Raw genomic sequence first — 26,075 nt, 5'->3', positions numbered from 1 at the left:
GCCGTCGCCGCGTCGTCCGCTGCCTGCGGCGCGTTCTCGCCGGTCGCCTCGGCGGAGGACTCCGCCTCGGCCTCGGCCGTCGGCTCGATGTCGTCATCCGCTGCCTGCGGCTCCGCCTCGGGGGCTTCTGCCTCCGGCTGGGCGTCGGCCTCCGCCGTCGCCGCGTCGTCCGCTGCCTGCGGCGCGTTCTCGCCGGTCGCCTCGGCGGAGGACTCCGCCTCGGCCTCGGCCGTCGGCTCGATGTCGTCGTCCGCTGCCTGCGGCTCCGCCTCGGGGGCTTCTGCCTCCGGCTCGGCGTCGGCCGTCGCCGCGTCGTCCGCTGCCTGCGGCGCGGTCGTGTCCAGCGTCTCCGCCGCGGGCTCCGGCGCGGTCTCGGCGGAGGCCTCCGTCCCGGGTGCCGGCTCGTCAGCCTGTGCGGTCCGGGTCGGCGCCGACGTGGGCGCCTCCGGCTCGGCAGCGGCGTCGTCCGCCGCCTGCGGGGCCTCCGCCGGGGCCTCCGGCTCCTCGCTCGCCGGCTCCTGCGGAGCGGCGGGCTCGGCCAGGGCCTCGGGTTCCGTCGCCTCAGCGGCGGGGTCGGCGTCCGTCGCCTCGGCCGGGGCCTGCGGTGCGGCGGGGTCGGCCACCGTCTGCGGGGTGGCGTCCTCGGTCGTCGGCTCCGTGGCGGCCGGCGGGGTCTCCGTGCGGGCCTTCGGGATCTGGGGGTTGTCGAAGGACTTCGAGACCAGGTCGTCGGCCGCGCGGCGGGCCTCCGCCTCCGGGGTGTCCGGGGTGTCCGGGGTCTCCCGGGACGGCTCCGGGGTCGGCTCCGGGAGTTCGCGTGACTGGGGCGGGACGGAGGTCGCCGGGGAATCCGTCTGGTCGCGGTCGCGGCCGAACACCTTGCGCAGCAAGCTCCGAATACCCATGGGCGAACCCTTTCGCGTGCGTGGGGCGGGGTGAATGTCCGTACTGGGCGTTTCGGGATGTTCATCCCTGGCCAGGGCGGACACGTAAGGTTAGCGGCCACCGCCTCCCTCCCCCGTGACCCGGTAGGTCACAGTTGCCGCGCATTCATGCGTCGTTCACTCCGGCGCCTCCCCCGGGCACATGTCCCCACCTAGCGTCACGGCCGACGGATACCCGACAGGCTGTCGGCGCAGTGCTGCGCCGGAGGAGGACCACGTGCGCACACTGCTGCCGCTGCTGAGCACCAACCCGCATGGAGGCGGCCGTTCCGCTCTCACCTGCCGTTACCGCTGTGGTGACGCCTGCTTCCACGAGGTGCCGAACACCAGCGACAACGAGTACGTCGGCGACGTCATAGCCGGCGCGCTCTCGCGCCGCTCGATGATGCGGGCCGCCGCCGTCGTGACCGTGGCCTCCGCCGCCGGCGGTGCCGTCGTCCTCGGGGGCGCACCCGCCGCCGAGGCCGCGGCCTCCCACAAGCCGGGCCGCCCGGCCCGGGCGGACGGCGCCCGCGGTCTGCGCTTCGCGCCCGTCGCCCCGAACACCGCCGACCAGGTCACGGTGCCGGCCGGCTACGCGCAGAGCGTGGTGATCCGCTGGGGCGAGCCGATCCTCCGCGGCGCCCCGGCCTTCGACGCCGAGAAGCAGACGGCGAAGGCGCAGGCCGGCCAGTTCGGCTACAACAACGACTTCCTCTCGCTGCTGCCGCTGCGAGGGGAGCGCCACCGCCAGGTCCTCGTCGCGAACCACGAGTACACCGACGAGGTCCTGATGTTCCGCGGCTACGACCCGGAGAACCCGACCCGCGAGCAGGTCGAGATCGCCTGGGCGGCGCACGGCCTGTCGGTCGTCGTGGTCCAGGAGGAGCACCGCTCCGGCAGGCTGACGCCCGTCACCCGTCACCACCTGAACCGCCGTCTGCACACGACGAGCGCGTTCGAACTCACCGGCCCGGCCGCGGGCAGCGACCTCCTGAAGACGTCGGCCGACCCGGAGGGCCGTACGGTCCTCGGCACGCTCAACAACTGCGCGGGCGGCACCACGCCGTGGGGCACCACGCTCCACGGCGAGGAGAACTTCAACCAGTACTTCGCGTACGGCTCCTCCGCCACCGACAAGCGCTACGGCGTCGGCACCGGCGCGTCCGAGCGCAAGTGGGAGCGGTTCGACAAGCGCTTCGACCTCCGGGAGGAGCCGAACGAGGTCCACCGCCAGGGCTGGGTCGTCGAGCTCGACCCGTACGACCCCGACTCGACGCCGAAGAAGCGCACCGCGCTCGGCCGGTTCAAGCACGAGGCCGCGCAGCCCCGGCTGACCGCCGACGGCCGTCCGGTCGTCTACATGGGCGACGACGAGCGCTTCGACTACTTCTACAAGTTCGTGTCGAGCAAGCGGATGATGAAGGGCGGCTCCCGCAAGGCCCGGGAGCACAACCTCACCCTGCTCGACGAGGGCACGCTGTACGTCGCGAAGCTGACCGGCGACTCGCCGCAGGACGTCGACGGCACCGGCAAGCTCCCGAACGACGGCGAGTTCGACGGTTCCGGCGTGTGGATCCCGCTCGCCACGAACGACGTGTCGCACGTGCCGGGCATGACCGCCGAGGAGGTGTACGTCTTCACGCGCCTCGCCGGCGACAAGGTCGGCGCCACCAAGATGGACCGTCCCGAGGACGTCGAGCCGTCCCCGCGTTCGGGCCGCGTCTACGTCGCGCTCACCAACAACAGCAACCGCGGCAAGGGCACCAACCCGGGCGCGGACGAGGCCAACCCGCGCAACCTCAACAAGCACGGCCAGGTCCTGGAGCTGGCCGAGCACTGGGACGACCCGTCCTCGGACGGCTTCGCCTGGCGGCTGTTCCTCGTCGCCGGTGACCCGAACGACCCGGCGACGTACTTCGCGGGCTTCCCCAAGGACCGGGTCTCCCCGATCTCCTGCCCGGACAACGTGGCGTTCGACCCGCACGGCAACCTGTGGCTCTCCACGGACGGCAACCAGCTCGGCTCGCACGACGGCCTCTTCGGCGTCGCCACGCGTGGTGATCGCCGCGGTGAGCTGAAGCAGTTCCTGACCGTGCCGAAGGGCGCCGAGACCTGCGGCCCGATCATCCAGGACCGCCGGGTCGTCGTGGCCGTGCAGCACCCGGGCGAGATCGACGGCGCCTCCGTCGAGAAGCCGGCCTCCACCTGGCCCGACGGCCCGGGCCGGATCGTGCGCCCGTCGGTCGTGGCCGTGTGGCGCGAGGACGGCGGCGACATCGGCGTCTGACGTCGGCGTCCGACGTCGGCGTCCGACGTCGGCGGGGAGGGCCAGGGGGAAGTCAGTCGACCTCCAGGCCCTCCCTGAAGCGGGTGAACTGCTCCTCCGGATCGCCCGTGTACGCCCACGGAACCCACGCCGCCCGCGTCCCGAGCATCCCGAGGACCTCGCGCGCGATCTCCACCTGGCCCGCGTAACAGGCGGCGTGCGCCAGGAAGTTCAGCTCGGCCACCTCCTCCGGGGCCACCGGTCGCCCGGGGTCGCGTTCGCCGAGCCAGCGTGCGTGCGTGCGGCGCAGCTCCGTCACCGCCAGCTCGTGCTTCCAGTGCTGGTCGAAGCCCCGCACCGGGCCCCGCCCGAGCGCCCCGTCCGCGATGTAGCGGTACTCCTCGACCCGGGCGATCTGCACGAGGACGGGCAGCGGCGAACCGGGCGGGGCGACGCCCGCGGCGTCGCGCGCGAAGTCGTACATGCTCCCGTGCGTGCCGTGCCACCGGGCCGACCAGTAGCGCAGGACCTGGGTGTGGCCCTCGGTGTTGTAGGGGTCGCGGCGCCGCAACTCGTCGAACCAGTGGCGCAGTTCGCGGCGCGGCACCCCGCCCTCGTACAGCCGCGCCACGGAGAGCAGCGAGACCCACGGCATGGGGTCGGCGGGCGCGGCCTCCGCCGCGCTCCGGCAGGCGTCGACGGCGGCGTCGATCCGGCCCCGGTCGATCGTGGCGCCGCGTCCGGCGGCGATGGCCGCGTCGAAGACCCGTACGACCTCTGTCGCGGCCCTCAGTACGGCCGCCTCGGGGTTGCCCGGCTCGGCGGCCCGCCACGTCTCGACGGTGGAGCTGCCCGCGGCGGCGTGCGAGAGCAGCCGCAGCCGGTGGGTGCGGCGCGCCCAGTCGTCGCCGGTCGCGGCGAGCAGGTCCCGTACGCCCTGCCAGCGGCCGATGACGATGTCGTGGCGGGCCCGGGTGAGCGCCAGGTCACCGAAGTCCGGGTCGAAGTCGGGCACGAACCGCTCGGCCCGCGAGGCCCGCGAGGTACGGGAGACCCGTGAGGCCCGGGGCGGGCGCTCGGGCCGGTCGGCACGGCGGCGTACGGCCATGGGGGCCTCCTTCGGGTTCGGCTGCCGTCAGAAGTCGTGAAGTCGTGAAGGGAGAGAGGGACCGGGAGGGAGAGCGGGTGACGGGTCAGAAGTCGGTGGCGTAGCTCTTGTCGCGCTGCCGGGAGCCCGGTCCCGGGGGCGCCGACTCCTCGGTCGCCGCGAGGACCCGGGCCGCGTCCAGGCGCGCCGGGCGGTAGTAGTCGCTGCCCTTGCGCCAGTACACGACGAGCGGCACCACGCCGAGGAGCAGGCCGCCGAGGCCGATGGTGAGCGCGGTCGGCGACAGCTCGCCGAGCGACTCGACGAACGCCCACAGCATGAAGGCGGAGCCGAGCAGCGGCCAGACGCCGCCGAGCAGCAGGTTCCGGGCGGACGTCAGCAGGAGCGACTTGTAGGCGACGACGGCGGCGATGCCCGCGAGGCCGTAGTAGAACGCGATCTGGAGGCCGATGGCGGCGACGGCGTCGTTGAGGACGCCCTGCACGGTGCCGGCGGCGGAGGCCGCGGCGAACATCATGAGCGCGGCGACGCCGACGGCGGCGATCGCGACCCACGGGGTGTTCCAGCGGCGGTGGACGGTGCCGAGCGCGCCCGGCAGGGTGCGGTCGCGGCCCATCGCGAAGAGCGAGCGGGTGACCTGGATGAGGGTGGTCTCCAAGGTGGCGACCGTGGACAGGAGGACGGCGACGACGAGGAGCTTGCCGCCGATGCCCGGCCAGATCTCCTCGCCGAGGACGGCGAGGACGTTCGGTCCCGCGGCCTCGATCCGCTCGGCACCGAGCAGCACGTTCACCGCGACCGTGTACGCCTCGAAGAGCAGGAAAACGAAGCCGACGCCGACGAGCGCGGCGAGCCCGGCGGTGCGGCGGCTGTCGCGGGTCTCCTCGCTGAGGTTGCTGGTGACGTCCCAGCCCCAGTAGTAGAAGGCGGCGATGAGGGCGCCCGCCGCGAAGCCCTCGGGTCCCGCGAAGTGGTCGAGGCCGAACCACGACCAGTCGAAGGCGGCGGCGTGCCCCCGGTGCAGCACGGCGGCCAGCACGAACGCGGCGAGGATCAGCATCTCCACGCCGGACATGAGGAGTTGGGCCCGTACGGTGAGGCGCGCCCCGCCGAGGACGACGAGCAGCATGGCCAGGAACCAGCCGGCGCCGACGGCCGCGGCCAGCGGGGTCTCGTCGGCGAGCCCCGGGTCGATCAGGGAGAGCGTGAGCGATCCGGCGGGCAGGGAGCCGGCGACCATGAAGACGGTCGCGGCGACGACGAGGGCCCAGCCGGAGAGGAAGCCGAGGAACGGGTGGAGGGTGCGGCCCACCCAGGAGTAGCCGGCCCCCGCGTTGACGTCGATCCTGCCGAGGCGGGCGTAGGCGAGGACGATGCCGAGCATCGGTATCGCGCAGTAGAGGAGCGCGGCGGGCCCGGCGAAGCCGACGGCGCCGAAGAGGACGGCGGTGGTCGCGGCCAGCGAGTAGGCGGGGGCGCTGCCGGCGACGGCCATGACGATCGTGTCGAAGGTGCCGAGGACATTGGGCTGGAGCCCTCTGCTGGTGGTGGAGCGCATGGCGGTGTCCTCGTGGCGTGGCTGACCGCGCGGAGGCGGTGGGGCAGGGCGAAGTGGCCGGTCCGCCGCGCCGGTTGTGGGCGGCGGCGGGCCCGGGACACGGTGCCGGAACACGGTGAATCGAGCGCATCGTAGTCGTACCGGTGGGTTCGGGTAACGGGCGGTGGGGAGGGTTCCGTTCCGTGACCGCCGGTAAGTCCTTCCGCGCGCCCCCGGTGGGGGGTTCATCCCAGGTCGGGACCGGCGATGGCGCGGGCCGCGCGGACCTCCTGACGGAGCGGTTCCAGGACTCCGCTCTCGTCGCCCGACAGCTCCGTCCGCACCTCCACGAGCGTGGCCGAGGCGCGCAGGCCCGCCGCGAGTTCCCGCAACTCCCGCTCCACGGCCGCCACCTCGGCCGGGTCGAGGGGCGGGGCCCCGTGGGCGACGCGGATGCGGGCCGCCGTCGTCGCGTCGACGATCCGCTCGACCGCCACCACCAGCGGCCACCAGGCGGAGGCGCGGGTGCCGGTCGGCGGCGGCTCGGTCAGGGCCCGCTGGAACTCGGACCGTACGGTCGACAGGTCCCGGTACAGCTTGCGGCGCGCCCGCACCGTCGCCGCCCCGCTGCCCGTCGCCACCCCGCCGCCCGTCGCCGGCTCCCCGGCACCCCTGCCGGTCCCCTCGGCCGCCCCGTCCGCTCCCTCGGCGGTCCGGCCCAGCGCGCAGCCCACGTACGTCGCGGCGTCGGCGACCGCGTCCGCGAGCCGGTCGCCGACCCGGGCGTGCCAGGACTCCGGCCACAGCAGGTACCCGGCGACGAGCGCGATGCCGCAGCCGATGAGCGAGTCGTACAGGCGCGGCATGACCAGGCCGAAGCCCTGGTGGTTGAGCACGTCCGAGAGCAGCAGGATCACCGGCGTGATGGCGGCCGTCTGGAAGACGTACCCCTTCGCGGAGAACGCCGGGATCAGCGCGGCGAGGACGACCATCACCGGTACGTCCCACCAGCCGCGCGGCACCGCGGAGAGGACGAGGGCGGCGAGGACGAGCCCGCCCGCGGTGCCGAGCGCGCGCAGCACGGCGCGCGAGAAGACCGACCCGAAGTCGGGCTTCAGCACGAACGTGACGGTGAGGGCCACCCAGTACGAACGGGGCACGGCGACCAGCGAGACCAGCGCCTGCGCGAGGCCGATGCAGAGCGCGAGGCGCAGCCCGTACCGCCAGGACGCCTCCGAGAGGACCACCGACCGGGCCGTGCGCCGCACCCGGACCCGCAGCGCGGCGGGCCTGCCGAGCCGGTCGTCCACGTTGTACGGGTCGGGCTCCGCCTTGTGGACGACGGTCGCCGCGTGGCGCAGGGCGTGGTCGACGGCCTTCTCGGAGGGCCGTTCCGGGACCGGCAGGTCCAGGACGGGCGCGCCGGTGCGGCCCTCCTCGACGGCCGTGGCGAGGTCGCGCACGGCCGCCGCGATCGACGGGTCCAGCGGGCCGTGCAGCCGCGCCCGCAGATGGGCGGCGGGGGCCGCCTCCAGGAGCGGTACGAGGACGTTGAGCTGCGACAGCAGCCGCACCTGGGTCGGCGCCCGGCCGTGCTCGCGGGCCCGCCGGGCCAGCACCAGGTCGTACGCCTGGTTCAGGGAGGCCGTCACCGCCTGGCGCTTCTCGTCGTACGCGTCGGTGCCCGTCGCCCCGTACAGCTCGGCGACCGCGCGGTACGTCTCCGCCACCGCGGAGCGCTCCGGCACGGCCCGGCGCAGCGGCCAGCCGAGCAGGGTCAGGGCCAGCACGAACAGGCCGCCGAGGGTGAGCAGCAGCGGCGCCTTCCACCACGGACCCGGCATCGGCAGGCCGGCGCCGACGACCGCGTTCAGGAGCAGCAGCAGCCCCGAGACGGAGGCGACCGCGCCGATCGACGAGATCATTCCCGAGACGAGCGCGACCAGCGTCAGCGCGGCGACCGCGAACCAGCCGTGGCCGAAGACCAGCGTGCCGAGGGTGACGCCGACGGCGCCGAACAGCTGCGGGACGGCGATGTTGTAGACCCGCATGCGGTAGGAGTCCGCGGTGTCTCCGATGACGCCCGAGAGGGCGCCCATCGACACGAGCGCGCCGTAGGCGGGGCGGTCGACGGCCATGCCGACGGCGAGGGGCGCGGACAGGGCGGTGGCGGCGCGGACGACGGCGGCCCAGGGGACGGGGGCGGGGGCCGGGCGGAGCCCGGCGGTGAGCCAAGCGGGCGGACTCCCAACACGTTCCATGCCCCCCAACGTACGTCCCCGCCCGCGCGGGGCCCCGCGCGGGCGCCGCGTGCGGGCCGGCGCGGAGCGGGGGACCCGACCGGGGGCCGGGGGTCAGTTGCGGTAGGACTCCACCTCGGCGGCGGGGCGGAGAGCCGCGCTGTCCGGGTCCTCGCCGAACTCCGCCTTGGCCCGCCGCTGCCGCAGCAGGTCCCAGCACTGGTCGAGCCTGACCTCCAGCTCCGCGAGCCGTTCGCGCTCCTCGGGCAGGAGCCCGCCGGTGCGCTGCCGCAGGGCGCGTTCCTCCTCGACGAGGGTGCCGATGTCGTCCAGGATCTCGTCGTCGTTCATGTCTACCAGCGTGGCCGATCAGCGCCTGGTGCGCAGGTCGAGGTCGGTGAGGACGGCCCGGTGGTCGCTGCCCGGGAGGTCGAGGAAGCGGGTGTCGGCGACGGTGAAGTCGCCATTGACGAGGACGTGGTCGATCTGGACGAAGGGCGGCAGCGGCCCTTCCATGGGCCAGGTGGGGGTCCGGCTGTCGCCGGTGGCGCGGGCGGCGTCCTGGAGGCGTCCGGCGTCGAGGACGGCGCGGAAGGCGGCGTGGTCCTGCGAGGCGTTGAAGTCGCCGGCGAGGATCAGCGGCGCTTCGGACTTCCACGCGCCGACGAAGTCCTCGATGCGGCCGAGCTCCCGCTTCCAGGCGCCGACCTGGCCGGGCACGGGCGGCAGCGGGTGGGCGAGCTGGAGCCGGACGGTCCGGCCGGCGATCCGCGCGGTGGCGCCGGGCATGCCCATGGCGGCGGGGATGCCGGGCGTCTCGCTGAGCGGGTAGGCGCTGAGGATGACCGAGCCGACGGAGCCGTCGGCGTCGACGGAGACGTGGTGGGGGAGCCGGTCGGCGAGCGCGGTGGTGAGGGCGCGCCCGCAGGCGCGGTCGCACTCGGAGACGTACACGAGCTCGGGCCGTTCCCGCCGGACGGTGGTGAGCAGCGCTCCGGTGGCCTGGCCGAACTCGACGTTGGCGGCGATGACCCGGACGCGCGCGAGGGGCGCGCCGTGGGAGGTGACGAGCTCCGGGTAGTACGGCAGGGAGCTCCAGCCGGTGGCGGTGAGGACCACGACGGTGGCGAGGGAGAGGCCGCGGCGGCGGGCGGCGGCGGCGAGGAGGAGGGCGAGCCCGGCGGGCAGGCAGAGCCAGGGGAGGAAGGAGAGGAGTTGCGGTACCGGCGTGGTGGCGTCCGTGCCGAGGACGCGGCAGCCGGTGACGACGGCGGGTACGGCGAGGAGCAGCCAGGCGGCCAGGGCGACGGGGCGCTGCCTGGGCCGGAGGGGTGGTGGCGGCTCGACGGCCGGTCCGGACGGGCCGGTGGGGCCGGTCGGTCCGGACGGGCCGGTCGGGCGGGGCGGGGGCACGGGCGCTTCGGCCAGGACTCGGTCCACGCCGTTCAGTGTCGCAGGGCCTGGGAGATCTCGGCCTTGATGCCGTCACCGGAGAGGGACCGAGTGCTGCGCGCCGTACCGGACTTGGACGCTCCGGGCGGTACGCCGTCGACGGAGACGGCGACGACGTCGAGGAGGTTCCCCGCGCTGTCGCGGAAGTTGACGACGACGGTGTAGTCGGCGGCCGCGTCCTTGGGGTTGGTGGCGGTGATCTCGGCGACCGTCCGGTCGCCGTCGGTGCTGGTCGGCCCGGCCTTGACGTCGGCCGTGGCGTTCACGCCGTCCTTGATCTTGTTCAGCTGTTCCTGGGCGGCGGAGGCGGCGGCCGCGGTCGCCGAGGCGACGATGCCGCCCGCGGCGTCCTTGGCGGCGTCACAGCCGGTGAGGGCGAGGACCGCGGCCGTGGTGGCCGCGGTCACGCCCGTGCGCAGTCTCATGGGCGGCGGCCTCAGAACGCCTTGTCGCGGCCGTAGCCGTCGTCCGTGGCGAGGGCCCAGATGACGAAGACCGAGATGGCCATCGAGAAGAGGGCCCACCAGGGCTGGTAGGGCAGGAAGAGGAACTGGAGGAGGAGGTTGAGGGAGGCGAGCGAGATGCCGGCGACGCGGCCCCACTCGGCGCCCTTGAGGATCCCGATGCCGGTGACGGCGAGGATGATGCCGAGGATCAGATGGATCCAGCCCCACGTGGTGAGGTCGAACTTGAAGACGTAGTCGCCCACGCGTGTGTAGACGTCGTCCTCGGCGATGCCGGCGATGCCCTGGAGGATGTCCATGCAGCCGACGACGAGCATGAGGACGCCCGCGAAGAGGGTGCCTCCGGCGGCCCAGGCGCCGGAGGTGCTGCTCTTGGGGGGCCGGGGTGCGGTGTTCTGGCTCATAGCCCCATCGTGTGAGCAATCGTACGAAAACGAACCTTCAACTGCTCCGAACGAGTGAATGGAGATAGCGCTCCAGTGCGGCGTCGAACTCCTCGGGCCGCTCCAGGTTGGGCAGGTGCGCGGCCCGCTCGATCACGGCGAGCGTGGAGTCGGGCAGCAGGGCGTGCATCTCCTCCGCGTCCGCGACGGGCGTGTACGTGTCGTCGCGGCCGACGACGACCAGCGCGGGTACGGCGACGGTGGTGAGGTGCGCGCGGTAGTCGGGCCGCTCGGCGCGCCCGCGCAGGGCGGCCGCGGCGGCGACCGGGTCGGTGGCGCACATCATGCGGTGGACGTGCGGGGCGGCGTGGGTGTTGTACGGGGCGACCATCCGGTCCAGGACCTCGTCGGCGTATCCGCGCATGCCCTCCCGCAGGAGCCGGTCGGCCATGGCGTTCCTTGCGGCCCTGCTCTCGTCGGTCTCGGCGGCGGGGAAGGTGTCGGCGAGGACGAGGCCGCGGACGCGTCCGGGGTGGCGGCGGTGCAGCTCCATGGCGATCTGGCCGCCCATGGAGAGCCCGACGACGACGCACTCGGCGATCCGCAGCGCGTCGAGGAGGCCGGCGAGGTCCTCGGCGAAGACGTCGAGCCCGGTGGCAGGAGGTGCGGGGGAGCCGGGCCGCGTCCCGAGCGGAGTGCGGCCGTATCCGCGCAGGTCGGGGGCGAGGACCCGGTGGCCGGTGCGGGAGAGGCGGTCGAGCTGGGGCTCCCACATGGTGTGGTCGAAGGGATGGCCGTGGACGAGGAGGAGGACGGGGCCGGTGCCCCGGTCCGCGTGGAAGATCTCGGCGCGGGGGGTGCGGGTGACGGGCATGACCGCAGGCTAGGCAGCCCCAACTCCTCGGTGCAATAAGATCTTTGCTCTCGGTGCAAAAGGGTTCTCGGGGCAAACGGTTCTCGGTACAGAGGGGGGAGGGGGCTTCCGCGGTGGAGGAGTACCGGAGGATCGCGGACAGGGTCGAGGCGGCGGTACGGGACGGGCGGCTGCGGCCCGGCGACCGGCTGCCGCCGCAACGCGTGTTCGCCCGCCGCCACGGCATCGCCAACTCGACCGCGATCCGCGTGTACGGTGAGCTGGCCCGCCGCGGCCTGGTCGTCGGGGAGGTCGGCCGCGGCACCTTCGTCCGGGCCGCGCCGCCGCTGCCCGGGCCCGCGCTCGCCGAGGCCACCGGCTTCGCGCCCGTCGACCTCCAGCTCAACTACCCGACGACGGAGGGCCAGTCGGCCCTGATGGCGCGGGCGCTCGCCGCCCTCGCCCGCCCCGACGTCCTCGCCGAGGCCGTGGCGGGGCCCGCCGCCGCGACCGGCACCCCGGCGGCCCGGGAGGCCGCCGCCGCCGTCCTCGCCCGGCCCGGCTGGGCGCCCGACCCCGACGCCGTGCTCTTCGCCGGGAACGGCCGGCAGGCCATCGCCGCCGCCCTCGCCGCGCTCGTGCCGCCCGGCGGCCGCCTGGGCGTCGAGGAGCTCACGTACCCCCTGGTCAAGGCGGTCGCGGACCGGCTCGGAATCCGGCTCGTGCCGCTCGCCCTGGACGCCGAAGGCGTACGGCCGGACGCCCTGGAGGCGGTCCACCGCGCGGCGCCGCTCGCCGCCGTCTACCTCCAGCCCACCCTGCACAACCCAACCTCGGCGACAGCCGGCGAGGGGCGCAGGGCCTGCCTCGCCGCCCTGCTGCGCCGCCTCGGCCTCACCGCCGTCGAGGACACCACCTGGGCCTTCCTCCTCCCGGCCGCGCCCGCCCCGCTCGCCGCGCACGCCCCCGAGCGAATCGTCCTCGTCGACAGCCTCTCCAAACGGCTCTCCCCCGGCCTGACCGTCGGCTATCTCGTCGCCCCCGCCGGGCGGCGCGCGGCCCTCGCGGAGGCGCTGCGCTCCGGCGCCTGGACGGCGGGCGGTCTCGCGCTCGCGGCCGCCACCCGCTGGGCCGCCGACGGCACCGTCACCGAGGCCGTCGCGGCCAAGCGGGCCGACGCCCGGACCCGGCACGCCCTGGTCGAGCGTCACCTCGGCGGGCCGCCCCGGGCGGCCGGCCACCGGATCAGGACCTCGCCGCACGCCTACTACTGCTGGTGGGAGCTGCCCGCGCCGTGGCGCGCGGAGACCTTCACGGCGGCCGCGGCGGCCCGCGCCGGGGTCGCGGTCACCCCGGGCAGCGCCTTCGCGGTCGGCCGCGCCACCGCCCCCGACGCGATCCGCGTCGGCCTCGCCTCACCGCCCGTCCCGGTCCTCGACGAGGCCCTCGGCCGCCTGGCGGCCCTGGCGGCCACGGGGGCTCCGGGGGCCCTGCCCGCGGACCCCTGCCGTCCCTGATCCCCAACTGGTGAGCCCCGAAAGGGAATTCCGGAGGCTTTCCGTTGGCTGCACATCCAGGCCGAGGGGCAAAGAGGGCGGCCACCCGCACCCCGGCTCACCCGCCCCCGGCCACCGTCGCGACGACCGCCCACTCCGGAAGGAACGACCCGCCATGACCAGCACCGACGCCTCCCGAGCCGACGCCTCCCGTACCGATCCCCGCACCGACGCCTCCCGCAGCGACGCCTCCCGCAGCGACGCCTCCCGTACCGACGCCTCCCGCACCGACCGGCGTACGCTCACCAACCCCGGCACCCTCCACGACCCCGCCCCCTTCGGCTACAGCCACGCCGCCTCCGCATCCGGCGAACTCGTCTTCATCGCGGGGCAGTACGCCTCCGACGCCGCCGGCGCCCCCGTCCCCGGTGACTTCGCCGACCAGGTCGACCGCTCCCTCGCCAACCTCCGGCACGCGCTCGCGGGCGTCGGCCTCGGCTTCGAGCACGTCGTCCGGCTCGGCTCGTACGTCGTCGACCACGACCTCGCCAAGCTGGAGGTCCTCGGCAAGGCCCTGCACGCGGCCTTCGGCGAACGGCTCCCCGCGCAGACCCTCAGCGGCGTCGCGGCGCTCGCACTCCCCGGCATGCTCTTCGAGATCGACGCCGTCGCCGTCCGCCCCTGATCCACTTGCGGGGCGCCGGGCCCGGGTGTGCCCTGGAGGATGCGGGACGCAGCAGGGGGGCGACACACGAAGGAGCTCCTGCCATGGCCGCACACGCAGCGGCGCCCGCCCGGCGCCGCGTCCGCACGCACGGCTGGGGAATCCCGATCACCCTCGGCGTCCTCTACGGCCTCTACGCCGAGACCGTGTCGCGCCACGGCGGCGGGCTCACCTGGGGCCAGCTCTGGCTCGGCCTCGCCTCCGCCGTCGTCCTCGCCGTGTCCGTCCAGGGTCTCCGGCGCGTCGGCCACCGGCTGCCGCGCGAGCTGCGGGCCGCGGCGTGGGGCGCGCTCGCCGGGATCGCGATCGGGTTCCTCTACAGCCAGTCCGGCGCGAGCATCCTGTCGGCGAGCGGACTGGGCCTCGTCGCGGGCCTGGTGAGCGGCGCCGCCGCGTTCTACCTCTTCTACACCCACGAGGACGCGCAGGGCCGCCCCGCTCCGTACTGACCCCGACGGGCCCCGACCGGCCCCCGGCCCGACGGGCGCGGGGGCCGGAGGGGCAGCAGACTGGGGACGTGAGCCGGTCGGAGGCGGAGGATGCCGGACGGAGGATGCCGGATGAGTGAGTACGCCGTCGAGACCGACGGCCTCGTCAAGACCTTCGGCACCAACCGCGCGGTCGACGGCGTCGACCTCCGCATCCCCACCGGCACCGTCTACGGCGTCCTCGGCCCCAACGGCGCCGGCAAGACCACCACCGTCAAGGTCCTCGCGACCCTGCTCCGCCCGGACGGCGGCCGCGCCCGGGTCTTCGGCCGGGACGTGGTCGACGACGCCGACGCCGTACGCGGCAGGGTCAGCCTGACCGGGCAGTACGCCTCCGTCGACGAGGACCTCACCGGCACCGAGAACCTGGTCCTGCTCGCCCGGCTGCTCGGCCACTCCCGGCCCGACGCGCGCGGGCGCTCGGCCCGGCTCCTGGAGGCGTTCGGGCTCGCCGACGCGGCCGACCGCCAGGTCAAGCACTACTCGGGCGGCATGCGGCGGCGCATCGACATCGCCGCGTCGCTGCTCAACACCCCCGACCTGCTGTTCCTCGACGAACCGACGACGGGCCTCGACCCGCGCAGCCGCAACCAGGTGTGGGACATCGTCCGCGCCGTGGTCGCCCAGGGCACCACGGTCCTGCTCACCACCCAGTACCTGGACGAGGCGGACCAGCTGGCCTCCCGGATCGCCGTCATCGACCACGGCAGGGTCATCGCGGAGGGCACGAAGGGCGAGCTGAAGGCCTCGGTGGGCTCCGGCTCCGTGCACCTGCGGCTCAGGGACGGCGAGCAGCGCCCCGAGGCGGAACGGATCCTCGGCGCCGCGCTGGGCGCAGGCGTCCAGCTGGACGCCGACCCGGTGGCCCTGACGGCGACCGTAGGCGGGCGTGGCTCGGAGCTCGGGGCCGCCGAGCAGGCGGCGCGGGCGCTGGCGGAGCTGGCGCGGGCCGGGATCACGGTCGACAACTTCGCGCTCGGCCAGCCGAGCCTCGACGAGGTCTTCCTCGCGCTCACCGACCGCACGGCCACCGACCGCACGGTCACGGACGGCGGCGACCGCACCTCCACGGACGGGAAGGGACCAGCGGCATGACCACCCTCGCCACCGGTGACGCCGTCGAGTTCGTCGGCCCCAAGGCGGACGAACTCGCCGAACTGCTCGTGGGACAGCGGCGCCCGCCGCGGCCGAGCGCGCTGTCCGCCTCGCTGACGTTCGGCTGGCGGGCGATGCTGAAGATCAAGCACGTGCCGGAGCAGCTGTTCGACGTGACGGCGTTCCCGATCATGATGGTGCTGATGTACACGTACCTCTTCGGGGGCGCGCTGGCCGGTTCGGTCGCCGAGTACATCCAGTTCCTGCTGCCGGGCATCCTCGTGATGAGCGTCGTGATGATCACGATGTACACGGGCGTCTCCGTGAACACGGACATCGACAAGGGCGTCTTCGACCGTTTCCGTACGCTGCCGGTCTGGCGGCCCGCGCCGATGGTCGGCTACCTCCTCGGCGACGTCGTCCGCTATCTCATCGCCTCGGCCGTGATGCTCGGCGTCGGCCTGGCGATCGGCTACCGGCCGGACGGCGGGGTACCGGGCGTGCTGCTCGGGGTGGCGCTGCTGATGGTCTTCTCCTTCTCCTTCTCGTGGATCTGGACCATGTTCGGCCTGCTCCTGCGCAGCGAGAAGTCCGTCATGGGCGTCTCGATGATGGTGATCTTCCCGCTGACGTTCCTGTCGAACGTCTTCGTCGACCCGAGGACGATGCCGGGCTGGCTCCAGGCCTTCGTCAACAACAACCCGGTGACGCATCTGGCGACGGCGGTGCGGGAGTTGATGGCGGGCGCGTGGCCTGCGGCGGACATCGCGTGGACGCTCGGCTGGTCGGCGCTGCTCGTGGCGGTCTTCGGCTGGGTGACGATGCGCCTCTACAACCGCCGCTGAGCAGCCCCACCGTCCCCGGCCGCCACGCTCCGGCGATCAGTTCAGGCGCAGGTCGGCCAGCTGCTTCTCGAAGGGGACGACCTCCTCGTCCCGCTCCCCGGAGGCGGGCTGGGCCGCGACCATGTCCGCGAACTCGTTCCCGGCCCGGGTGATGCGGGCCGGCAGCCCCTCGGTGTACTCGTCGCCGCCCGAGCCCCAGTCCTCCGACGCCGCGTAGACGGCGGTCGGGGCGACACGGGCCCGGAGGTAGGCGAAGAGCGGCCGCAGGGCGTGGTCGAGGACGAGCGAGTGGCGGGCGGTGCCGCCGGTCGCGCCGACGAGCACCGGGGTGCCGGTGAGGGCGGCCGGGTCGACGAGGTCGAAGAACGACTTGAACAGGCCGCTGTACGAGGCGGTGAAGACGGGCGTCACCGCGATGACGCCGTCCGCGCCGGTCACCGTGTCGATCGCGTCCTGGAGCGTGCCCGAGGGGAAGCCGGTGACGAAGTTCTTGGCGATGTCGACGGCGAGGTCGCGCAGTTCGACGACCTCGACGTCGACGGCGTACTCCTGCTCGGCCAGCCGGTAGCGGGCGGCCTGGAGCAGCCGGTCGGCGAGGAGCCGGGTGGACGAGGGGCTGCTGAGTCCGGCCGAGACGGCGACCAGCTTCAGGGTCTGCATGGCCTCAGACCTCCTTGGGGTGCGAGAGGACCGCGGGGTGGAGCGGGGCGGTGGCGGGGACGTCGGCCGGGCGCAGGCTCTCGAACTCCTTGCGCAGGACCGGGACGACCTCCTCGCCGAGGATGTCGAGCTGTTCCAGGACCGTCTTGAGGGGCAGTCCGGCGTGGTCGACGAGGAACAGCTGCCGCTGGTAGTCGCCGACGTAGTCGCGGAAGGAGAGGGTGCGGTCGATGATCTCCTGCGGGGAGCCGACGGTCAGCGGGGTCTCGCGGCTGAACTCCTCCAGGGAGGGGCCGTGGCCGTAGACCGGCGCGTTGTCGAAGTAGGGGCGGAACTCCCGGACCGCGTCCTGCGAGTTCTTCCGCACGAAGACCTGGCCGCCGAGGCCCACGATCGCCTGCTCGGGGGTGCCGTGGCCGTAGTGCGCGTACCGCTGCCGGTAGAGCCGGACCATCTTCTCGGTGTGCTGCTTCGGCCAGAAGATGTGGTTCGCGAAGAAGCCGTCGCCGTAGTAGGCGGCCTGCTCGGCGATCTCGGGGGAGCGGATGGAGCCGTGCCAGACGAACGGCGGGACGCCGTCGAGCGGGCGCGGGGTGGCGGTGAAGCCCTGGAGGGCGGTGCGGAACTTTCCCTCCCAGTCCACCACGTCCTCCCTCCACAGCCTGTGGAGGAGCGCGTAGTTCTCGATGGCGAGCGGGATGCCCTGGCGGATGTCCTGCCCGAACCACGGGTAGACCGGGCCGGTGTTGCCGCGGCCCATCATGAGGTCGACGCGGCCGTCGGCGAGGTGCTGGAGGGTCGCGTAGTCCTCGGCGATCTTCACCGGGTCGTTGGTGGTGATCAGGGTCGTGGACGTCGACAGGACCAGGTTCTCGGTGCGGGCGGCGATGTGCCCGAGGAGGGTGGTGGGGGAGGACGGCACGAACGGCGGGTTGTGGTGCTCGCCGGTCGCGAAGACGTCGAGCCCGACCTCCTCGGCCTTGAGCGCGATGGCGACGGTGTTCTTGATGCGCTCGTGCTCGGTGGGGGTGCGGCCGGTGGTGGGGTCGGTCGTCACGTCGCCGACGGTGAAGATCCCGAACTGCATCGTGCTCACCTCTCGCTGTTCCTGCCTCGACGGCTGTTGGTTGAATCTTAAACCATCCCGTCCAACGGCGCACCCCCTCGATCTGTTCCCGCACCCGCTCCCCGGTCCCGGACGCCCCCCGTCTCCCCGGCGGCCCCCGCCCCGCCCCCGACCGGGCTCACGTAGAGTCCCCGACGTGAACGCTGCGATATCGGTGGTGTCGGTCGTCGGAATCGGCGCGGACGGCTGGGACGGGCTCCCCGAGGGCTCCCGCCGCGTCCTGCGCGCCGCCGAGGTCCTCGTCGGCGGCCCCCGCCAGCTCGACCTGCTGCCCGCCCACGACTGCCCCGGCGAGCGGATCACCTGGCCGTCGCCGCTCCGCCCCGCCGTCCCCGGCCTGCTCGCCGCCCACGAGGGCCGCGCGATCGCCGTCCTCGCCAGCGGCGACCCCTCCTTCTACGGGATCGGCCGCACCCTCGCCGAGACCGTCGGCGCCGACCGGCTCCGCGTCCTGCCGCACCCGTCCTCCGTCTCGTACGCCTGCGCCCGCCTCGGCTGGCCCCTGGAGGCCGTCGAGACCGTCTCCCTCGTCGCCCGGCCGCTCGACGCCCTGACCTCGACGCTCCACGACGGCCGCCGGCTCCTGCTGCTCAGCGAGGGCGCCGACACCCCCGCGCGGGTCGCCGCCCTGCTGACCCGGCGCGGCTGGGGCGCCAGCCGGCTGCGCGTCCTGGAGCAGCTCGGCTCCCCCCGCGAGAACGTCCTCGACGGCACCGCCGCCGACTGGCCCCACGCCCCCGGCGACCCGCTCAACGTCATCGCCCTCGACTGCGCACGCGACCCGGGGACGCTCCGGCTCGGCGCCACGCCCGGGCTGCCCGACGAGGCGTACGAGCACGACGGCCAGCTCACCAAGCGGTACGTCCGCGCCGCCACCCTCGCCGCGCTCGCGCCCGCGCCGGGCGAACTGCTCTGGGACATCGGCGGCGGCTCCGGCTCCATCGGCATCGAATGGATGCGGACCCACCGCTCCTGCCGGGCCGTCGCCGTCGAGAAGTCCCCCGAACGGGCCGCGCGGATCAGCCGCAACGCCGACGCCCTGGGCGTCCCCGGCCTGCGCGTCGTGACCGCCGCCGCCCCCGCCGGGCTCGCCGCCCTCGACACCCCCGACGCGGTCTTCATCGGCGGCGGGCTCACCGCCCCCGGCCTGCTCGACGCCTGCTGGGACGCCCTGCCGGACGGCGGCCGGCTCGTCGCCAACACCGTGACCCTGGAGTCCGAGGCGCTGCTCGCCGACCGCTACCGCCGCCACGGCGGCGAACTGATCAGGCTCGCCGTCTCCGCCGCCGTGCCCGTCGGCGGCTTCACCGGCTGGCGCCAGGCCATGCCCGTCACCCAGTGGTCCGTAACGAAGGGTTGTACACAGGAATGACCGTCTACTTCATCGGCGCGGGCCCCGGCGCGGCCGACCTGATCACCGTGCGCGGCGCGCGGACCCTCGCGGCCTGCGACGTCTGCCTCTACGCGGGCTCGCTCGTCCCCGAGGAGCTGCTCGCCGAGTGCCCGCCGGGCGCGAAGCTCGTCGACACCGCCCGGATGGACCTCGACCAGATCGTCGCCGAGATCGTCCGCGCCCACGAGGAGGGCCGGGACGTGGCCCGCCTGCACTCCGGCGACCCGTCCGTCTTCAGCGCCGTCGCCGAACAGATGCGGCGGCTCGACGCCGTCGGCATCCCGTACGAGGTCGTGCCCGGCGTCCCGGCCTTCGCGGCCGCCGCCGCCGCGCTCAAGCGCGAGCTGACCGTGCCGACCGTCGGCCAGACCGTCATCCTCACCCGCATCGCTCAGCAGGCCACGCCCATGCCCGAGGGCGAGGACCTCGCCACCCTCGGCCGCAGCGGCGCCCTGCTCGTCCTGCACCTGGGCGCACGGTACGTCGACCGGATCGTCGACGAGCTCGTCCCGCACTACGGCACGGACTGCCCGGCCGCCGTCGTCGCCCTGGCGAGCCGCCCCGACGAGGTGATCCTGCGCGGCACCCTGGAGGACATCGCCGACCAGGTGAAGACGGCCGGCATCACGAAGACGGCGGTCATCATCGTCGGCCGCACGCTCGCCGCCTCCGAGTTCCGCGACAGCCACCTGTACGACCCGGCCCGCGACCGCCACACCTGCTGACCCGCCCGCGCGTCACGGCACGCGGCGGGGCCCCGGGGAGTGCGATCCCCGGGGCCCCTGTCCGCTCAGGCGTTCGGCCGCTTGCCGTGGTTCGCCTTCTTCTTCTTGCGGGCACGCTTCTTGTTCCCGCGCTTGGCCATGGGACACCCTCTTCGTCGGGGGACGCTGTCCGCCCCAGCCTAGGTTCGGTCCCCCGGCCCCGCATGTCGGTGCCACCGTCTTCAATGGACCCATGACCGTCTACGACGTGGCCCGGGCACTGCCGGGCATCGAGGAACTCCGCGCGCACTCCCGGGGGCTCGCGATGCTGGACGCGATCCTCAGCCCGGAGTGGGAGGGCCGGTACTACTCCTTCGACGCGCACTGGTCGCAGACCGAGCAGCTGGCGTCGATGCGGGACGGTTCGGGCGGCGAGTACACGATCGTCCTCTCGCCCGCGGGGGCGTACGCCCGCGTCTTCGACCACGAGTCGCCGCTCAGCCCGTTCGGGCCGCTCGCGGACGGGGCGACCTGGCCCGGGGTGCTCGACGGGGTCCCGGAGGCCTTCCGGGAGTACCTGACGGAGCCCGCGTTCCTCGACGAGGACGACGTGCACGTGACCACCGCCTGCCTCTGGCGCGAGACCGCCGACCCGGCCTGGCGGACCGGCCCGGTCGCCTTTCCCGGCCTGGAGGACCACCCCGACCCGGACGGGTCGGGACGTCTCCTCCACCTGCTCCTCGACCGTTCGGCGGAGGCGTACGCGACCTGGGCGTCGGACTACTACGAGACGGAGGTCGACGTCGACGCCGTCGCCCACGTCCTGGCCCTGCGCCCGCTGACCCCGGAGGTCGTCGCGGCGCTGAACCCGGGGGTGGACCTCGCCGCTCTCGCCGAGGACGTCGCGGAGATCGGCTATCCGACGGAGCGCGAGGCGCCGCCGGGGACGGGCGGCCGGTAGTCAGGCACCGGCCTGCCACTCCGGCGCGAGGACCGACATCACCGTCGCGTCGACCCGCTCGCCCTCCCACAGCAGGGCGGCCCGCAGGACGCCCTCCGGGCGGAAGCCGGCCTTCTCGTAGGCGCGGCGGGCCCGCGGGTTGAACGCGTACACCTCCAGCCAGACGCGGTAGAGGCCGAGCGCCTCGAAGGCGTGGCCGACGATCAGGCGGGTCGCCTCCGTGCCGAGGCCCCTGCCGACGGCGTCCGGGACGAAGGCGATCCGGAAGGCGCAGCTCTCGTTGTGCGGGTCCCACTCGTTGAGGACGGCCTCGCCGACGACCCGGCCCGACGCCCGCTCCACCACGGCCAGATCGAGCCGGTCGGGCTGCGCGCCGCGCGAGCCGTACCAGGCCCGCAGCTGGGCCGGGTCGAAGCGGGAGTGGTCGCCGGTGAGCCGCGCCACCTCGTCGTCCTCGAACAGCGGCAGCAGCGCCGGCACGTCCTCCTCCGTGACGGGACGGAGGACCACGAGGTCACCGGCGAGCGTGGGCTTGTGCGAGAAGTCGGCCATGGCCGCATTCTCGGCCCGGGCCGGCGCCTCTGTCCTGCGGTTTTACGTCCCCGAAGGCCCGGCCCCGGCCGTCCCCGGTCCCGCAGGCTCCGGTCCCGTGGGCTCCGGTCCCGTGGGCGCCGGGCCCGTCGGGCCGGTCGTCGCACCCGTCGGCCCCGCCACCGCCGAGCGGCCCACCACGACGCCCGCGCGGTCGACGCAGATCACGTCCACCGCGACCGGCGCGCCCCGCAGGACCGCGAGGGACTCGTCGCGGGCGCGCGCGGCCACGAGGTCGCCCAGGGGGACCCCGGCGGCCTCGCAGAGGCGGAGCGCGGCGAGGCCCGTGTTCGCGGCGGCGATCTCGGCCGCGAGGGGCTCCGGGGCGCCGCCCGTGCGGGCCAGGTCGGCGAGGAAGGCCTTGTCGACCTGGGAGCGGGCCGAGTGGAGGTCCAGGTGGCCCGCGGCGAGCTTGGAGAGCTTGGCGAAGCCGCCGCAGATCGTGAGCCGGTCGACGGGGTGGCGCCGGATGTACTTGAGGACGGCGCCCGCGAAGTCGCCCATGTCGAGGAGGGCGATCTCCGGCAGGTCGTAGAGTCCCGTGACCGTGCGCTCGGAGGTGGACCCGGTGCAGCCCGCCACGTGGGTGAGGCCGCCCGCGCGAGCCACGTCCACGCCCCGGCGGATGGAGTCGATCCAGGCCGAGCAGGAGTACGGGACGACGACCCCGGTCGTTCCGAGCACGGACAGGCCGCCGAGGATGCCGATGCGGGGGTTCCAGGTGGAGCGGGCGATCTCGGCGCCGTTGTCCACGGAGATCGTGATCTCGACGTCGCCGGGGGCGCGGTGCGCGGCCGCGACCCGGGCCACGTGCTCGCGCATGAGCTGCCGCGGCACCGGGTTGATGGCCGGTTCGCCGACCTCCAGGGGCAGCCCCGGGAGGGTGACCGTGCCGACGCCCTCGCCGGCCCTGAACACCACGCCGGAGCCGGGCGGCAGGAGCCGTACCGTCGAGCGGATCACGGCCCCGTGCGTCACGTCCGGGTCGTCGCCCGCGTCCTTGACCACGGCGGCCATGGCGCTGCCGGAACCGAGGGACTCCGCCGTGAGCGCGAAGGACGGCGTCTGCCCCTTCGGCAGCGTGATCGTCACCGGGTCGGGGAACTCACCCGTGAGCAGCGCCGTGTACGCGGCGGTCGTGGCCGCCGTCGCACAGGCACCGGTCGTCCACCCCGGGCGCAGACCGGTGTGCTTGAGTTGGGCCTCGCGCCCGCCGCCTGCCGTCACGAAAGGGCTCCTGTGCCGCACGTACTCATTCTCGGGGGGACCACGGAAGCCCGCGCCCTCGCGGGCCTGCTGCACGGCGAGGCCCGGGTCACCAGCTCCCTCGCGGGGCGGGTGGCGAGCCCCCGGCTGCCGGCCGGCGAGGTCCGCATCGGCGGCTTCGGCGGTCCGGACGGACTCGCGGCCTGGATACGGGAGCACCGCGTGGACGCGGTCATCGACGCCACCCATCCCTTCGCCGAACGGATCAGCTTCAACGCGGCCGCGGCGGCCGCCACCGCCCATGTTCCCCTGCTGGCGCTCCGCCGCCCCGGCTGGGTACCCGAACCGGGCGACGACTGGCGCGAAGTGGCCTCCCTGGAGGCCGCCGCGACCGCCCTCGACGCCCTCGGCGGGCCGGGCGGGCTCAGTGGGCCCGGTGCCCGGGACGGCCGGGACCTGAGGGTCTTCCTGACGACCGGCCGCATGGGCCTCGCCGCCTTCGCGGCCTGCCCCCACTGGTTCCTGGTCCGCTCGGTCGACGCCCCCGACCACCCGATGCCGGCCCGCACCGAAGTGCTCCTCGACCGGGGCCCGTTCACGCTGGACGGCGAGCGGGAGCTGCTGGCCCGCCACCGGATCGACGTCGTGGTGACGAAGGACAGCGGTGGCGCGGCGACGGCCCCCAAACTGACCGCCGCCCGCGAGGCGGGCGTCCCGGTCGTCGTGGTCCGCCGCCCCCCGGTCCCCGGCGGGGTGCCGACGGCGACGACCCCCGAGGAGGCCGCCGCCTGGGCGGTCAGCCGTAGCGGCGCGGCGTCCAGGTGATCGTCCGCCCGTCGCCGCGCTCCACCGCGCGGGTCTGGGAGGAGCCGATCAGGAGCAGGGTGCGCATGTCGACCTCGGAGGGTTCCAGGGTCTTCAGGGTCAGCACCCGGACCGACTGCTCGGGGCCGCCGACGTCGCGGGCCACGACGACCGGGGTGTCGGGCGAGCGGAGTTCCAGCAGGAGGTCGCGGGCGGCGGCCACCTGGTGGGTGCGGGACCTGGAGCCCGGGTTGTAGAGGGCGATGACGAGGTCGGCGGCGGCCGCGGCGCGCAGCCGGTCCGCGATGACGTCCCAGGGCTTGAGGCGGTCGGAGAGCGAGATCGTGGCGTAGTCGTGGCCGAGGGGAGCGCCCGCGGCGGCCGCGGCGGCGTTGGCCGCGGTCACCCCCGGCAGCACCCGTACGGGCACGTCCGCGTACGCCGGTTCGCAGGCGACCTCCAGGACGGCGGTGGCCATGGCGAAGACGCCCGGGTCGCCGCCGGAGACGACCGCGACCCGGTGGCCGCGGCGGGCCAGGTCGAGGGCGAACTCGGCGCGCTCGGACTCGACCTTGTTGTCGGAGCCGTGCCGGATCTGGCCGGGGCGGAGCACCGGCACCCGGTCCAGGTAGGTGGTGTAGCCGACGAGGACGTCGGCGTTGACGAGCGCGCCGCGCGACTCGGGGGTGAGCCAGGGCGCCCCGGCCGGTCCGGTGCCGACGACGGTGACCTCGCCCCGTTCCCGTACGGGATTCTCCTGGTCGACCCGGGAGGGCAGGACGGCGACGGAGAAGTACGGGACGGACGCCGGGTCCACGTCCGTCAGCTTCTCCGTGCGCTCGCCGGCCATGAACGCCCGCTCCACGTACCGCGCGTCGTCGAGCCGGCCGGCCCGCTCCAGGGCCCGCCTGACCGTCGGGAAGGTGCGGCCCAGCTTCATCACGACCGCCGAGTCGGTGCCCGCGAGGCGGGCCGTCAGCTCGTCCTCCGGCAGGGTGCCGGGGATGATCGTGAGGACCTCCTCCGCCTCGCACAGCGGCTCCCCGAGCCGGGCGGCCGCGGCGCTGACCGAGGTCACGCCGGGGATGACGGTGGTGTCGTAGCGGTCCGCGAGCCGCTTGTGCATGTGCTGGTACGAGCCGTAGAACAGCGGGTCGCCCTCGGCGAGGACGGCGACGGTGCGGCCGGCGTCCAGGTGGGCGGCGAGGCGGGCCGCGGCCTCCTCGTAGAAGTCGTTCAGGGCGCCCCGGTAGCCGCCGGGGTGGTCCGTGGTCTCCACCGTGAGCGGGTACATCAGCCGCTCCTCGATGTGGTCCTCGCGCAGGTGCCCGGCGGCTATGGAGCGGGCGATGGACCGGCCGTGGCGGGCCGAGTGGTAGGCGACGACGTCGGCCTCGGCGATGGCCTTCACGGCCGCCACCGTCATCAGGTCGGGGTCGCCGGGGCCGAGTCCGACGCCGTACAGCTTGCCGGTCACGGGCCGCTCCCCCGCCGTTCCGGTGCCGCGCTCGCTCGCGCCTTGCTCGCTCGCGCTTCGCTCGCTCGTGCTCCGGTCGCTCATGGCTCGCTCGCTCATGCCTGGATCTCCGCTTCGTGCGCGATCGCGTTGATCGCCGCCGCCGTCATCGCGCTGCCGCCGCGCCGGCCCCGTACGACGAGGTAGTCGAGGCCGAGCTCCTGCTCCGCGAGGGCGTCCTTGGACTCGGCCGCGCCGATGAAGCCGACGGGTATGCCGAGGACGGCGGCGGGCTTCGGCGCGCCCTTCGCGATCATCTCCAGGAGGTGGAAGAGGGCGGTGGGGGCGTTGCCGATGGCGACGACGGAGCCCTCGAGGCGGTCGCGCCAGAGTTCGAGGGCCGCGGCGGAGCGGGTGGTGCCGAGCTCGGCGGCGAGCGCGGGGACGGTCGGGTCGGAGAGGGTGCAGATCACCTCGTTGTCGGCGGGCAGCCGCTTGCGGGTGACGCCGCTGGCGACCATCTGCGCGTCGCAGAGGATCGGGGCGCCGCCGCGCAGGGCCTCCCTGGCCCGGGAGACGACCTGCGGCGAGGCGGAGATGTCGCGGACGAGGTCGGTCATCCCGCAGGCGTGGATCATCCGCACCGCGACCTGTGCGACGTCGGCGGGCAGCCCCGCGAGGTCCGCCTCGGCGCGGATCGTGGCAAAGGACCGGCGGTAGATCTCCGCCCCGTCCTTCTCGTAGTCGAACATCCTGGTGCTCTCGCTCATCTCGTGTGGGTCGGCTGGCTGCGGGCCGCCGCGACTGCTGCGGTCAGGGAGGTACGGGGAGTGGGGACGCCGTCCACCAGATAGGCGCCGTCGCCGGTGGCGAGGACGTCGATCCAGGTGCCGTGCGGGTGGCCGCAGCGGCGCTCGCACCCGGAGAGGTGGACGGGGAGCCCGGCGGTGGCGGGTGCGGCGTCGGCACGGACGTCGGCGAGGGACTTGGCGCAGCCGGGCCGTCCGGTGCAGGCGCTGACGCCCACCCAGGGGGAGTCGGGGCGGGTGACGAGCCCGTACGCCTCCAGGGCGTCGAGCCGCGCGGCGGGCACCCCGACGACGACGGCCCCGCGCCAGGGCGTGAGCCGCACCTCCTCGGCCCCGTCGGCCAGCCCGCGCAACTGCGCCGCGGTGAGCCGCCCGAGCGGCGCGAGCACATGCACGGCCCGCCCGCCGAGCACCCCGGGCAGCAACCGGCCGCCCGGGCTGGTGCCGGTGCCGGTGCCGGTGCCGGGGCCCGCGGAGGGTCCCGGCAC

Annotated in this window: 25 protein-coding genes and 2 pseudogenes; 10 read left to right on the top strand and 17 right to left on the bottom strand. The window is 74.5% G+C overall.

Translation table 11 applies throughout. The features are described 5' to 3' along the window. Nucleotides 1–905: pseudogene (locus tag ACWDVG_RS29775) on the bottom strand (hypothetical protein); the annotation flags it as partial. Nucleotides 906–1,161: 256 nt separating this feature from the next. On the opposite strand from ACWDVG_RS29775, the gene ACWDVG_RS29770 reads away from it, so the two are divergent. Then, nucleotides 1,162–3,213, top strand: a complete 2,052-nt coding sequence (locus tag ACWDVG_RS29770) for a PhoX family protein (RefSeq protein ID WP_451703759.1) — start codon at nt 1,162–1,164, stop codon at nt 3,211–3,213. A gap of 52 nt (nt 3,214–3,265) precedes the next feature. On the opposite strand, the gene ACWDVG_RS29765 is transcribed toward ACWDVG_RS29770, so the two are convergent. The 8 genes from ACWDVG_RS29765 to ACWDVG_RS29730 form a co-directional block, all read right to left on the bottom strand. After that, nucleotides 3,266–4,300, bottom strand: coding sequence for a hypothetical protein (locus ACWDVG_RS29765; protein ID WP_451703758.1), 1,035 nt, complete (start codon nt 4,298–4,300; stop codon nt 3,266–3,268). Nucleotides 4,301–4,385: 85 nt separating this feature from the next. Continuing rightward, the gene (locus tag ACWDVG_RS29760) at nt 4,386–5,858 is read right to left on the bottom strand and encodes an APC family permease (protein ID WP_451703756.1); all 1,473 of its coding nucleotides are present in this window, start codon (nt 5,856–5,858) and stop codon (nt 4,386–4,388) included. A gap of 224 nt (nt 5,859–6,082) precedes the next feature. Further along, on the bottom strand, nt 6,083–8,098 hold the full coding sequence (locus ACWDVG_RS29755) for an FUSC family protein (RefSeq protein ID WP_451703754.1): 2,016 nt from the start codon (nt 8,096–8,098) through the stop codon (nt 6,083–6,085). Nucleotides 8,099–8,191: 93 nt separating this feature from the next. Further along, nucleotides 8,192–8,428: a DUF2630 family protein gene (locus tag ACWDVG_RS29750; protein WP_451703753.1), complete on the bottom strand. Its 237-nt coding sequence runs from the start codon at nt 8,426–8,428 to the stop codon at nt 8,192–8,194. 18 nt (nt 8,429–8,446) lie between these two features. Further along, on the bottom strand, nt 8,447–9,517 hold the full coding sequence (locus ACWDVG_RS29745) for an endonuclease/exonuclease/phosphatase family protein (protein WP_451703752.1): 1,071 nt from the start codon (nt 9,515–9,517) through the stop codon (nt 8,447–8,449). A 5-nt stretch (nt 9,518–9,522) separates the two neighbouring features. Then, complete coding sequence (locus ACWDVG_RS29740) at nt 9,523–9,954, bottom strand: hypothetical protein (protein WP_451703751.1); 432 nt, start codon at nt 9,952–9,954, stop codon at nt 9,523–9,525. A gap of 11 nt (nt 9,955–9,965) precedes the next feature. Next, nucleotides 9,966–10,397: a DUF7144 family membrane protein gene (locus ACWDVG_RS29735; protein WP_451703749.1), complete on the bottom strand. Its 432-nt coding sequence runs from the start codon at nt 10,395–10,397 to the stop codon at nt 9,966–9,968. Nucleotides 10,398–10,434: 37 nt separating this feature from the next. After that, nucleotides 10,435–11,250, bottom strand: a complete 816-nt coding sequence (locus tag ACWDVG_RS29730) for an alpha/beta fold hydrolase (protein WP_451703748.1) — start codon at nt 11,248–11,250, stop codon at nt 10,435–10,437. A gap of 113 nt (nt 11,251–11,363) precedes the next feature. On the opposite strand from ACWDVG_RS29730, the gene ACWDVG_RS29725 reads away from it, so the two are divergent. The 5 genes from ACWDVG_RS29725 (at nt 11,364) to ACWDVG_RS29705 (ending at nt 15,877) form a co-directional block, all read left to right on the top strand. Continuing rightward, on the top strand, nt 11,364–12,746 hold the full coding sequence (locus ACWDVG_RS29725) for an aminotransferase class I/II-fold pyridoxal phosphate-dependent enzyme (protein WP_451703746.1): 1,383 nt from the start codon (nt 11,364–11,366) through the stop codon (nt 12,744–12,746). A gap of 154 nt (nt 12,747–12,900) precedes the next feature. After that, the gene (locus ACWDVG_RS29720; protein ID WP_451703745.1) at nt 12,901–13,410 is read left to right on the top strand and encodes a RidA family protein; all 510 of its coding nucleotides are present in this window, start codon (nt 12,901–12,903) and stop codon (nt 13,408–13,410) included. An 83-nt stretch (nt 13,411–13,493) separates the two neighbouring features. Continuing rightward, the gene (locus ACWDVG_RS29715) at nt 13,494–13,898 is read left to right on the top strand and encodes a hypothetical protein (RefSeq protein WP_451703743.1); all 405 of its coding nucleotides are present in this window, start codon (nt 13,494–13,496) and stop codon (nt 13,896–13,898) included. Between the two features lie 111 nt (nt 13,899–14,009). Further along, nucleotides 14,010–15,032: an ATP-binding cassette domain-containing protein gene (locus ACWDVG_RS29710; RefSeq protein ID WP_451703741.1), complete on the top strand. Its 1,023-nt coding sequence runs from the start codon at nt 14,010–14,012 to the stop codon at nt 15,030–15,032. Next, on the top strand, nt 15,029–15,877 hold the full coding sequence (locus ACWDVG_RS29705) for an ABC transporter permease (RefSeq protein WP_451703739.1): 849 nt from the start codon (nt 15,029–15,031) through the stop codon (nt 15,875–15,877). The genes ACWDVG_RS29710 and ACWDVG_RS29705 overlap by 4 nt, the downstream gene beginning before the upstream one ends. A gap of 36 nt (nt 15,878–15,913) precedes the next feature. On the opposite strand, the gene ACWDVG_RS29700 is transcribed toward ACWDVG_RS29705, so the two are convergent. Both ACWDVG_RS29700 and ACWDVG_RS29695 read right to left on the bottom strand, forming a co-directional pair. Further along, the gene (locus tag ACWDVG_RS29700) at nt 15,914–16,537 is read right to left on the bottom strand and encodes an FMN reductase (RefSeq protein ID WP_451703737.1); all 624 of its coding nucleotides are present in this window, start codon (nt 16,535–16,537) and stop codon (nt 15,914–15,916) included. A 4-nt stretch (nt 16,538–16,541) separates the two neighbouring features. Further along, nucleotides 16,542–17,624 carry an LLM class flavin-dependent oxidoreductase gene (locus ACWDVG_RS29695; protein ID WP_451703763.1) on the bottom strand — a complete coding sequence of 361 codons (1,083 nt, stop codon included), beginning with the start codon at nt 17,622–17,624 and terminating at the stop codon, nt 16,542–16,544. Nucleotides 17,625–17,799: 175 nt separating this feature from the next. Between ACWDVG_RS29695 and cbiE the strand changes: the two genes are divergently transcribed. Beyond that, nucleotides 17,800–19,035 (top strand): precorrin-6y C5,15-methyltransferase (decarboxylating) subunit CbiE, encoded by a 1,236-nt coding sequence (gene cbiE / locus ACWDVG_RS29690; protein ID WP_451703736.1) that lies wholly within the window; start codon nt 17,800–17,802, stop codon nt 19,033–19,035. Continuing rightward, a complete protein-coding gene (gene cobM, locus ACWDVG_RS29685) occupies nt 19,032–19,781 on the top strand; it encodes a precorrin-4 C(11)-methyltransferase (RefSeq protein WP_451703734.1) in 750 nt (249 codons plus the stop codon). Before cbiE ends, cobM begins: the two co-directional genes overlap by 4 nt. 65 nt (nt 19,782–19,846) lie before the next feature. On the opposite strand, the gene ACWDVG_RS29680 is transcribed toward cobM, so the two are convergent. After that, on the bottom strand, nt 19,847–19,921 hold the full coding sequence (locus ACWDVG_RS29680; RefSeq protein ID WP_099895366.1) for a 50S ribosomal protein bL37: 75 nt from the start codon (nt 19,919–19,921) through the stop codon (nt 19,847–19,849). A gap of 92 nt (nt 19,922–20,013) precedes the next feature. Here ACWDVG_RS29680 and ACWDVG_RS29675 point away from each other — a divergent pair, with 92 nt between their 5' ends. Continuing rightward, nucleotides 20,014–20,721, top strand: a complete 708-nt coding sequence (locus ACWDVG_RS29675) for a hypothetical protein (RefSeq protein WP_451703732.1) — start codon at nt 20,014–20,016, stop codon at nt 20,719–20,721. Here the strand turns inward: ACWDVG_RS29675 and ACWDVG_RS29670 are convergent, their stop codons facing one another. After that, the gene (locus ACWDVG_RS29670; RefSeq protein WP_451703731.1) at nt 20,722–21,273 is read right to left on the bottom strand and encodes a GNAT family N-acetyltransferase; all 552 of its coding nucleotides are present in this window, start codon (nt 21,271–21,273) and stop codon (nt 20,722–20,724) included. Between the two features lie 42 nt (nt 21,274–21,315). Next, nucleotides 21,316–22,539 carry a cobalt-precorrin-5B (C(1))-methyltransferase gene (locus tag ACWDVG_RS29665; RefSeq protein WP_451703729.1) on the bottom strand — a complete coding sequence of 408 codons (1,224 nt, stop codon included), beginning with the start codon at nt 22,537–22,539 and terminating at the stop codon, nt 21,316–21,318. A 12-nt stretch (nt 22,540–22,551) separates the two neighbouring features. Here ACWDVG_RS29665 and ACWDVG_RS29660 point away from each other — a divergent pair, with 12 nt between their 5' ends. Further along, on the top strand, nt 22,552–23,343 hold the full coding sequence (locus tag ACWDVG_RS29660; RefSeq protein WP_451703727.1) for a cobalt-precorrin-6A reductase: 792 nt from the start codon (nt 22,552–22,554) through the stop codon (nt 23,341–23,343). Here the strand turns inward: ACWDVG_RS29660 and ACWDVG_RS29655 are convergent. The 3 genes and pseudogenes from ACWDVG_RS29655 to ACWDVG_RS29645 all read right to left on the bottom strand — a co-directional run. After that, entirely contained in the window at nt 23,315–24,799 is a 1,485-nt protein-coding gene (locus ACWDVG_RS29655; RefSeq protein WP_451703761.1) for a precorrin-2 C(20)-methyltransferase, read from the bottom strand. The two genes, ACWDVG_RS29660 and ACWDVG_RS29655, sit on opposite strands and share 29 nt — an antisense overlap. 95 nt (nt 24,800–24,894) lie before the next feature. After that, complete coding sequence (locus tag ACWDVG_RS29650; RefSeq protein WP_451703760.1) at nt 24,895–25,530, bottom strand: precorrin-8X methylmutase; 636 nt, start codon at nt 25,528–25,530, stop codon at nt 24,895–24,897. A 14-nt stretch (nt 25,531–25,544) separates the two neighbouring features. Beyond that, nucleotides 25,545–26,075: pseudogene (locus tag ACWDVG_RS29645) on the bottom strand (cobalamin biosynthesis protein CobG); the annotation flags it as partial.

The sequence above is a fragment of the Streptomyces sp. NPDC003327 genome (assembly GCF_053589515.1).
The sequence above is the reverse complement of the archived record's forward strand: the minus strand, read 5'-3'. Positions and strand labels throughout refer to the sequence as shown.

What these genes read in the sequence shown, in the direction of transcription:
- ACWDVG_RS29765 (WP_451703758.1), bottom strand. Translation starts at nt 4,300, where the DNA reads ATGGCCGTACGCCGCCGTGCCGACCGGCCCGAGCGCCCGCCCCGGGCC.
- ACWDVG_RS29760 (WP_451703756.1), bottom strand. Translation starts at nt 5,858, where the DNA reads ATGCGCTCCACCACCAGCAGAGGGCTCCAGCCCAATGTCCTCGGCACC.
- ACWDVG_RS29755 (WP_451703754.1), bottom strand. Translation starts at nt 8,098, where the DNA reads ATGGAACGTGTTGGGAGTCCGCCCGCTTGGCTCACCGCCGGGCTCCGC.
- ACWDVG_RS29750 (WP_451703753.1), bottom strand. Translation starts at nt 8,428, where the DNA reads ATGAACGACGACGAGATCCTGGACGACATCGGCACCCTCGTCGAGGAG.
- ACWDVG_RS29740 (WP_451703751.1), bottom strand. Translation starts at nt 9,954, where the DNA reads ATGAGACTGCGCACGGGCGTGACCGCGGCCACCACGGCCGCGGTCCTC.
- ACWDVG_RS29735 (WP_451703749.1), bottom strand. Translation starts at nt 10,397, where the DNA reads ATGAGCCAGAACACCGCACCCCGGCCCCCCAAGAGCAGCACCTCCGGC.
- ACWDVG_RS29730 (WP_451703748.1), bottom strand. Translation starts at nt 11,250, where the DNA reads ATGCCCGTCACCCGCACCCCCCGCGCCGAGATCTTCCACGCGGACCGG.
- ACWDVG_RS29720 (WP_451703745.1), top strand. Translation starts at nt 12,901, where the DNA reads ATGACCAGCACCGACGCCTCCCGAGCCGACGCCTCCCGTACCGATCCC.
- ACWDVG_RS29715 (WP_451703743.1), top strand. Translation starts at nt 13,494, where the DNA reads ATGGCCGCACACGCAGCGGCGCCCGCCCGGCGCCGCGTCCGCACGCAC.
- ACWDVG_RS29710 (WP_451703741.1), top strand. Translation starts at nt 14,010, where the DNA reads ATGAGTGAGTACGCCGTCGAGACCGACGGCCTCGTCAAGACCTTCGGC.
- ACWDVG_RS29705 (WP_451703739.1), top strand. Translation starts at nt 15,029, where the DNA reads ATGACCACCCTCGCCACCGGTGACGCCGTCGAGTTCGTCGGCCCCAAG.
- ACWDVG_RS29700 (WP_451703737.1), bottom strand. Translation starts at nt 16,537, where the DNA reads ATGCAGACCCTGAAGCTGGTCGCCGTCTCGGCCGGACTCAGCAGCCCC.
- ACWDVG_RS29695 (WP_451703763.1), bottom strand. Translation starts at nt 17,624, where the DNA reads ATGCAGTTCGGGATCTTCACCGTCGGCGACGTGACGACCGACCCCACC.
- cobM (WP_451703734.1), top strand. Translation starts at nt 19,032, where the DNA reads ATGACCGTCTACTTCATCGGCGCGGGCCCCGGCGCGGCCGACCTGATC.
- ACWDVG_RS29675 (WP_451703732.1), top strand. Translation starts at nt 20,014, where the DNA reads ATGACCGTCTACGACGTGGCCCGGGCACTGCCGGGCATCGAGGAACTC.
- ACWDVG_RS29670 (WP_451703731.1), bottom strand. Translation starts at nt 21,273, where the DNA reads ATGGCCGACTTCTCGCACAAGCCCACGCTCGCCGGTGACCTCGTGGTC.
- ACWDVG_RS29650 (WP_451703760.1), bottom strand. Translation starts at nt 25,530, where the DNA reads ATGTTCGACTACGAGAAGGACGGGGCGGAGATCTACCGCCGGTCCTTT.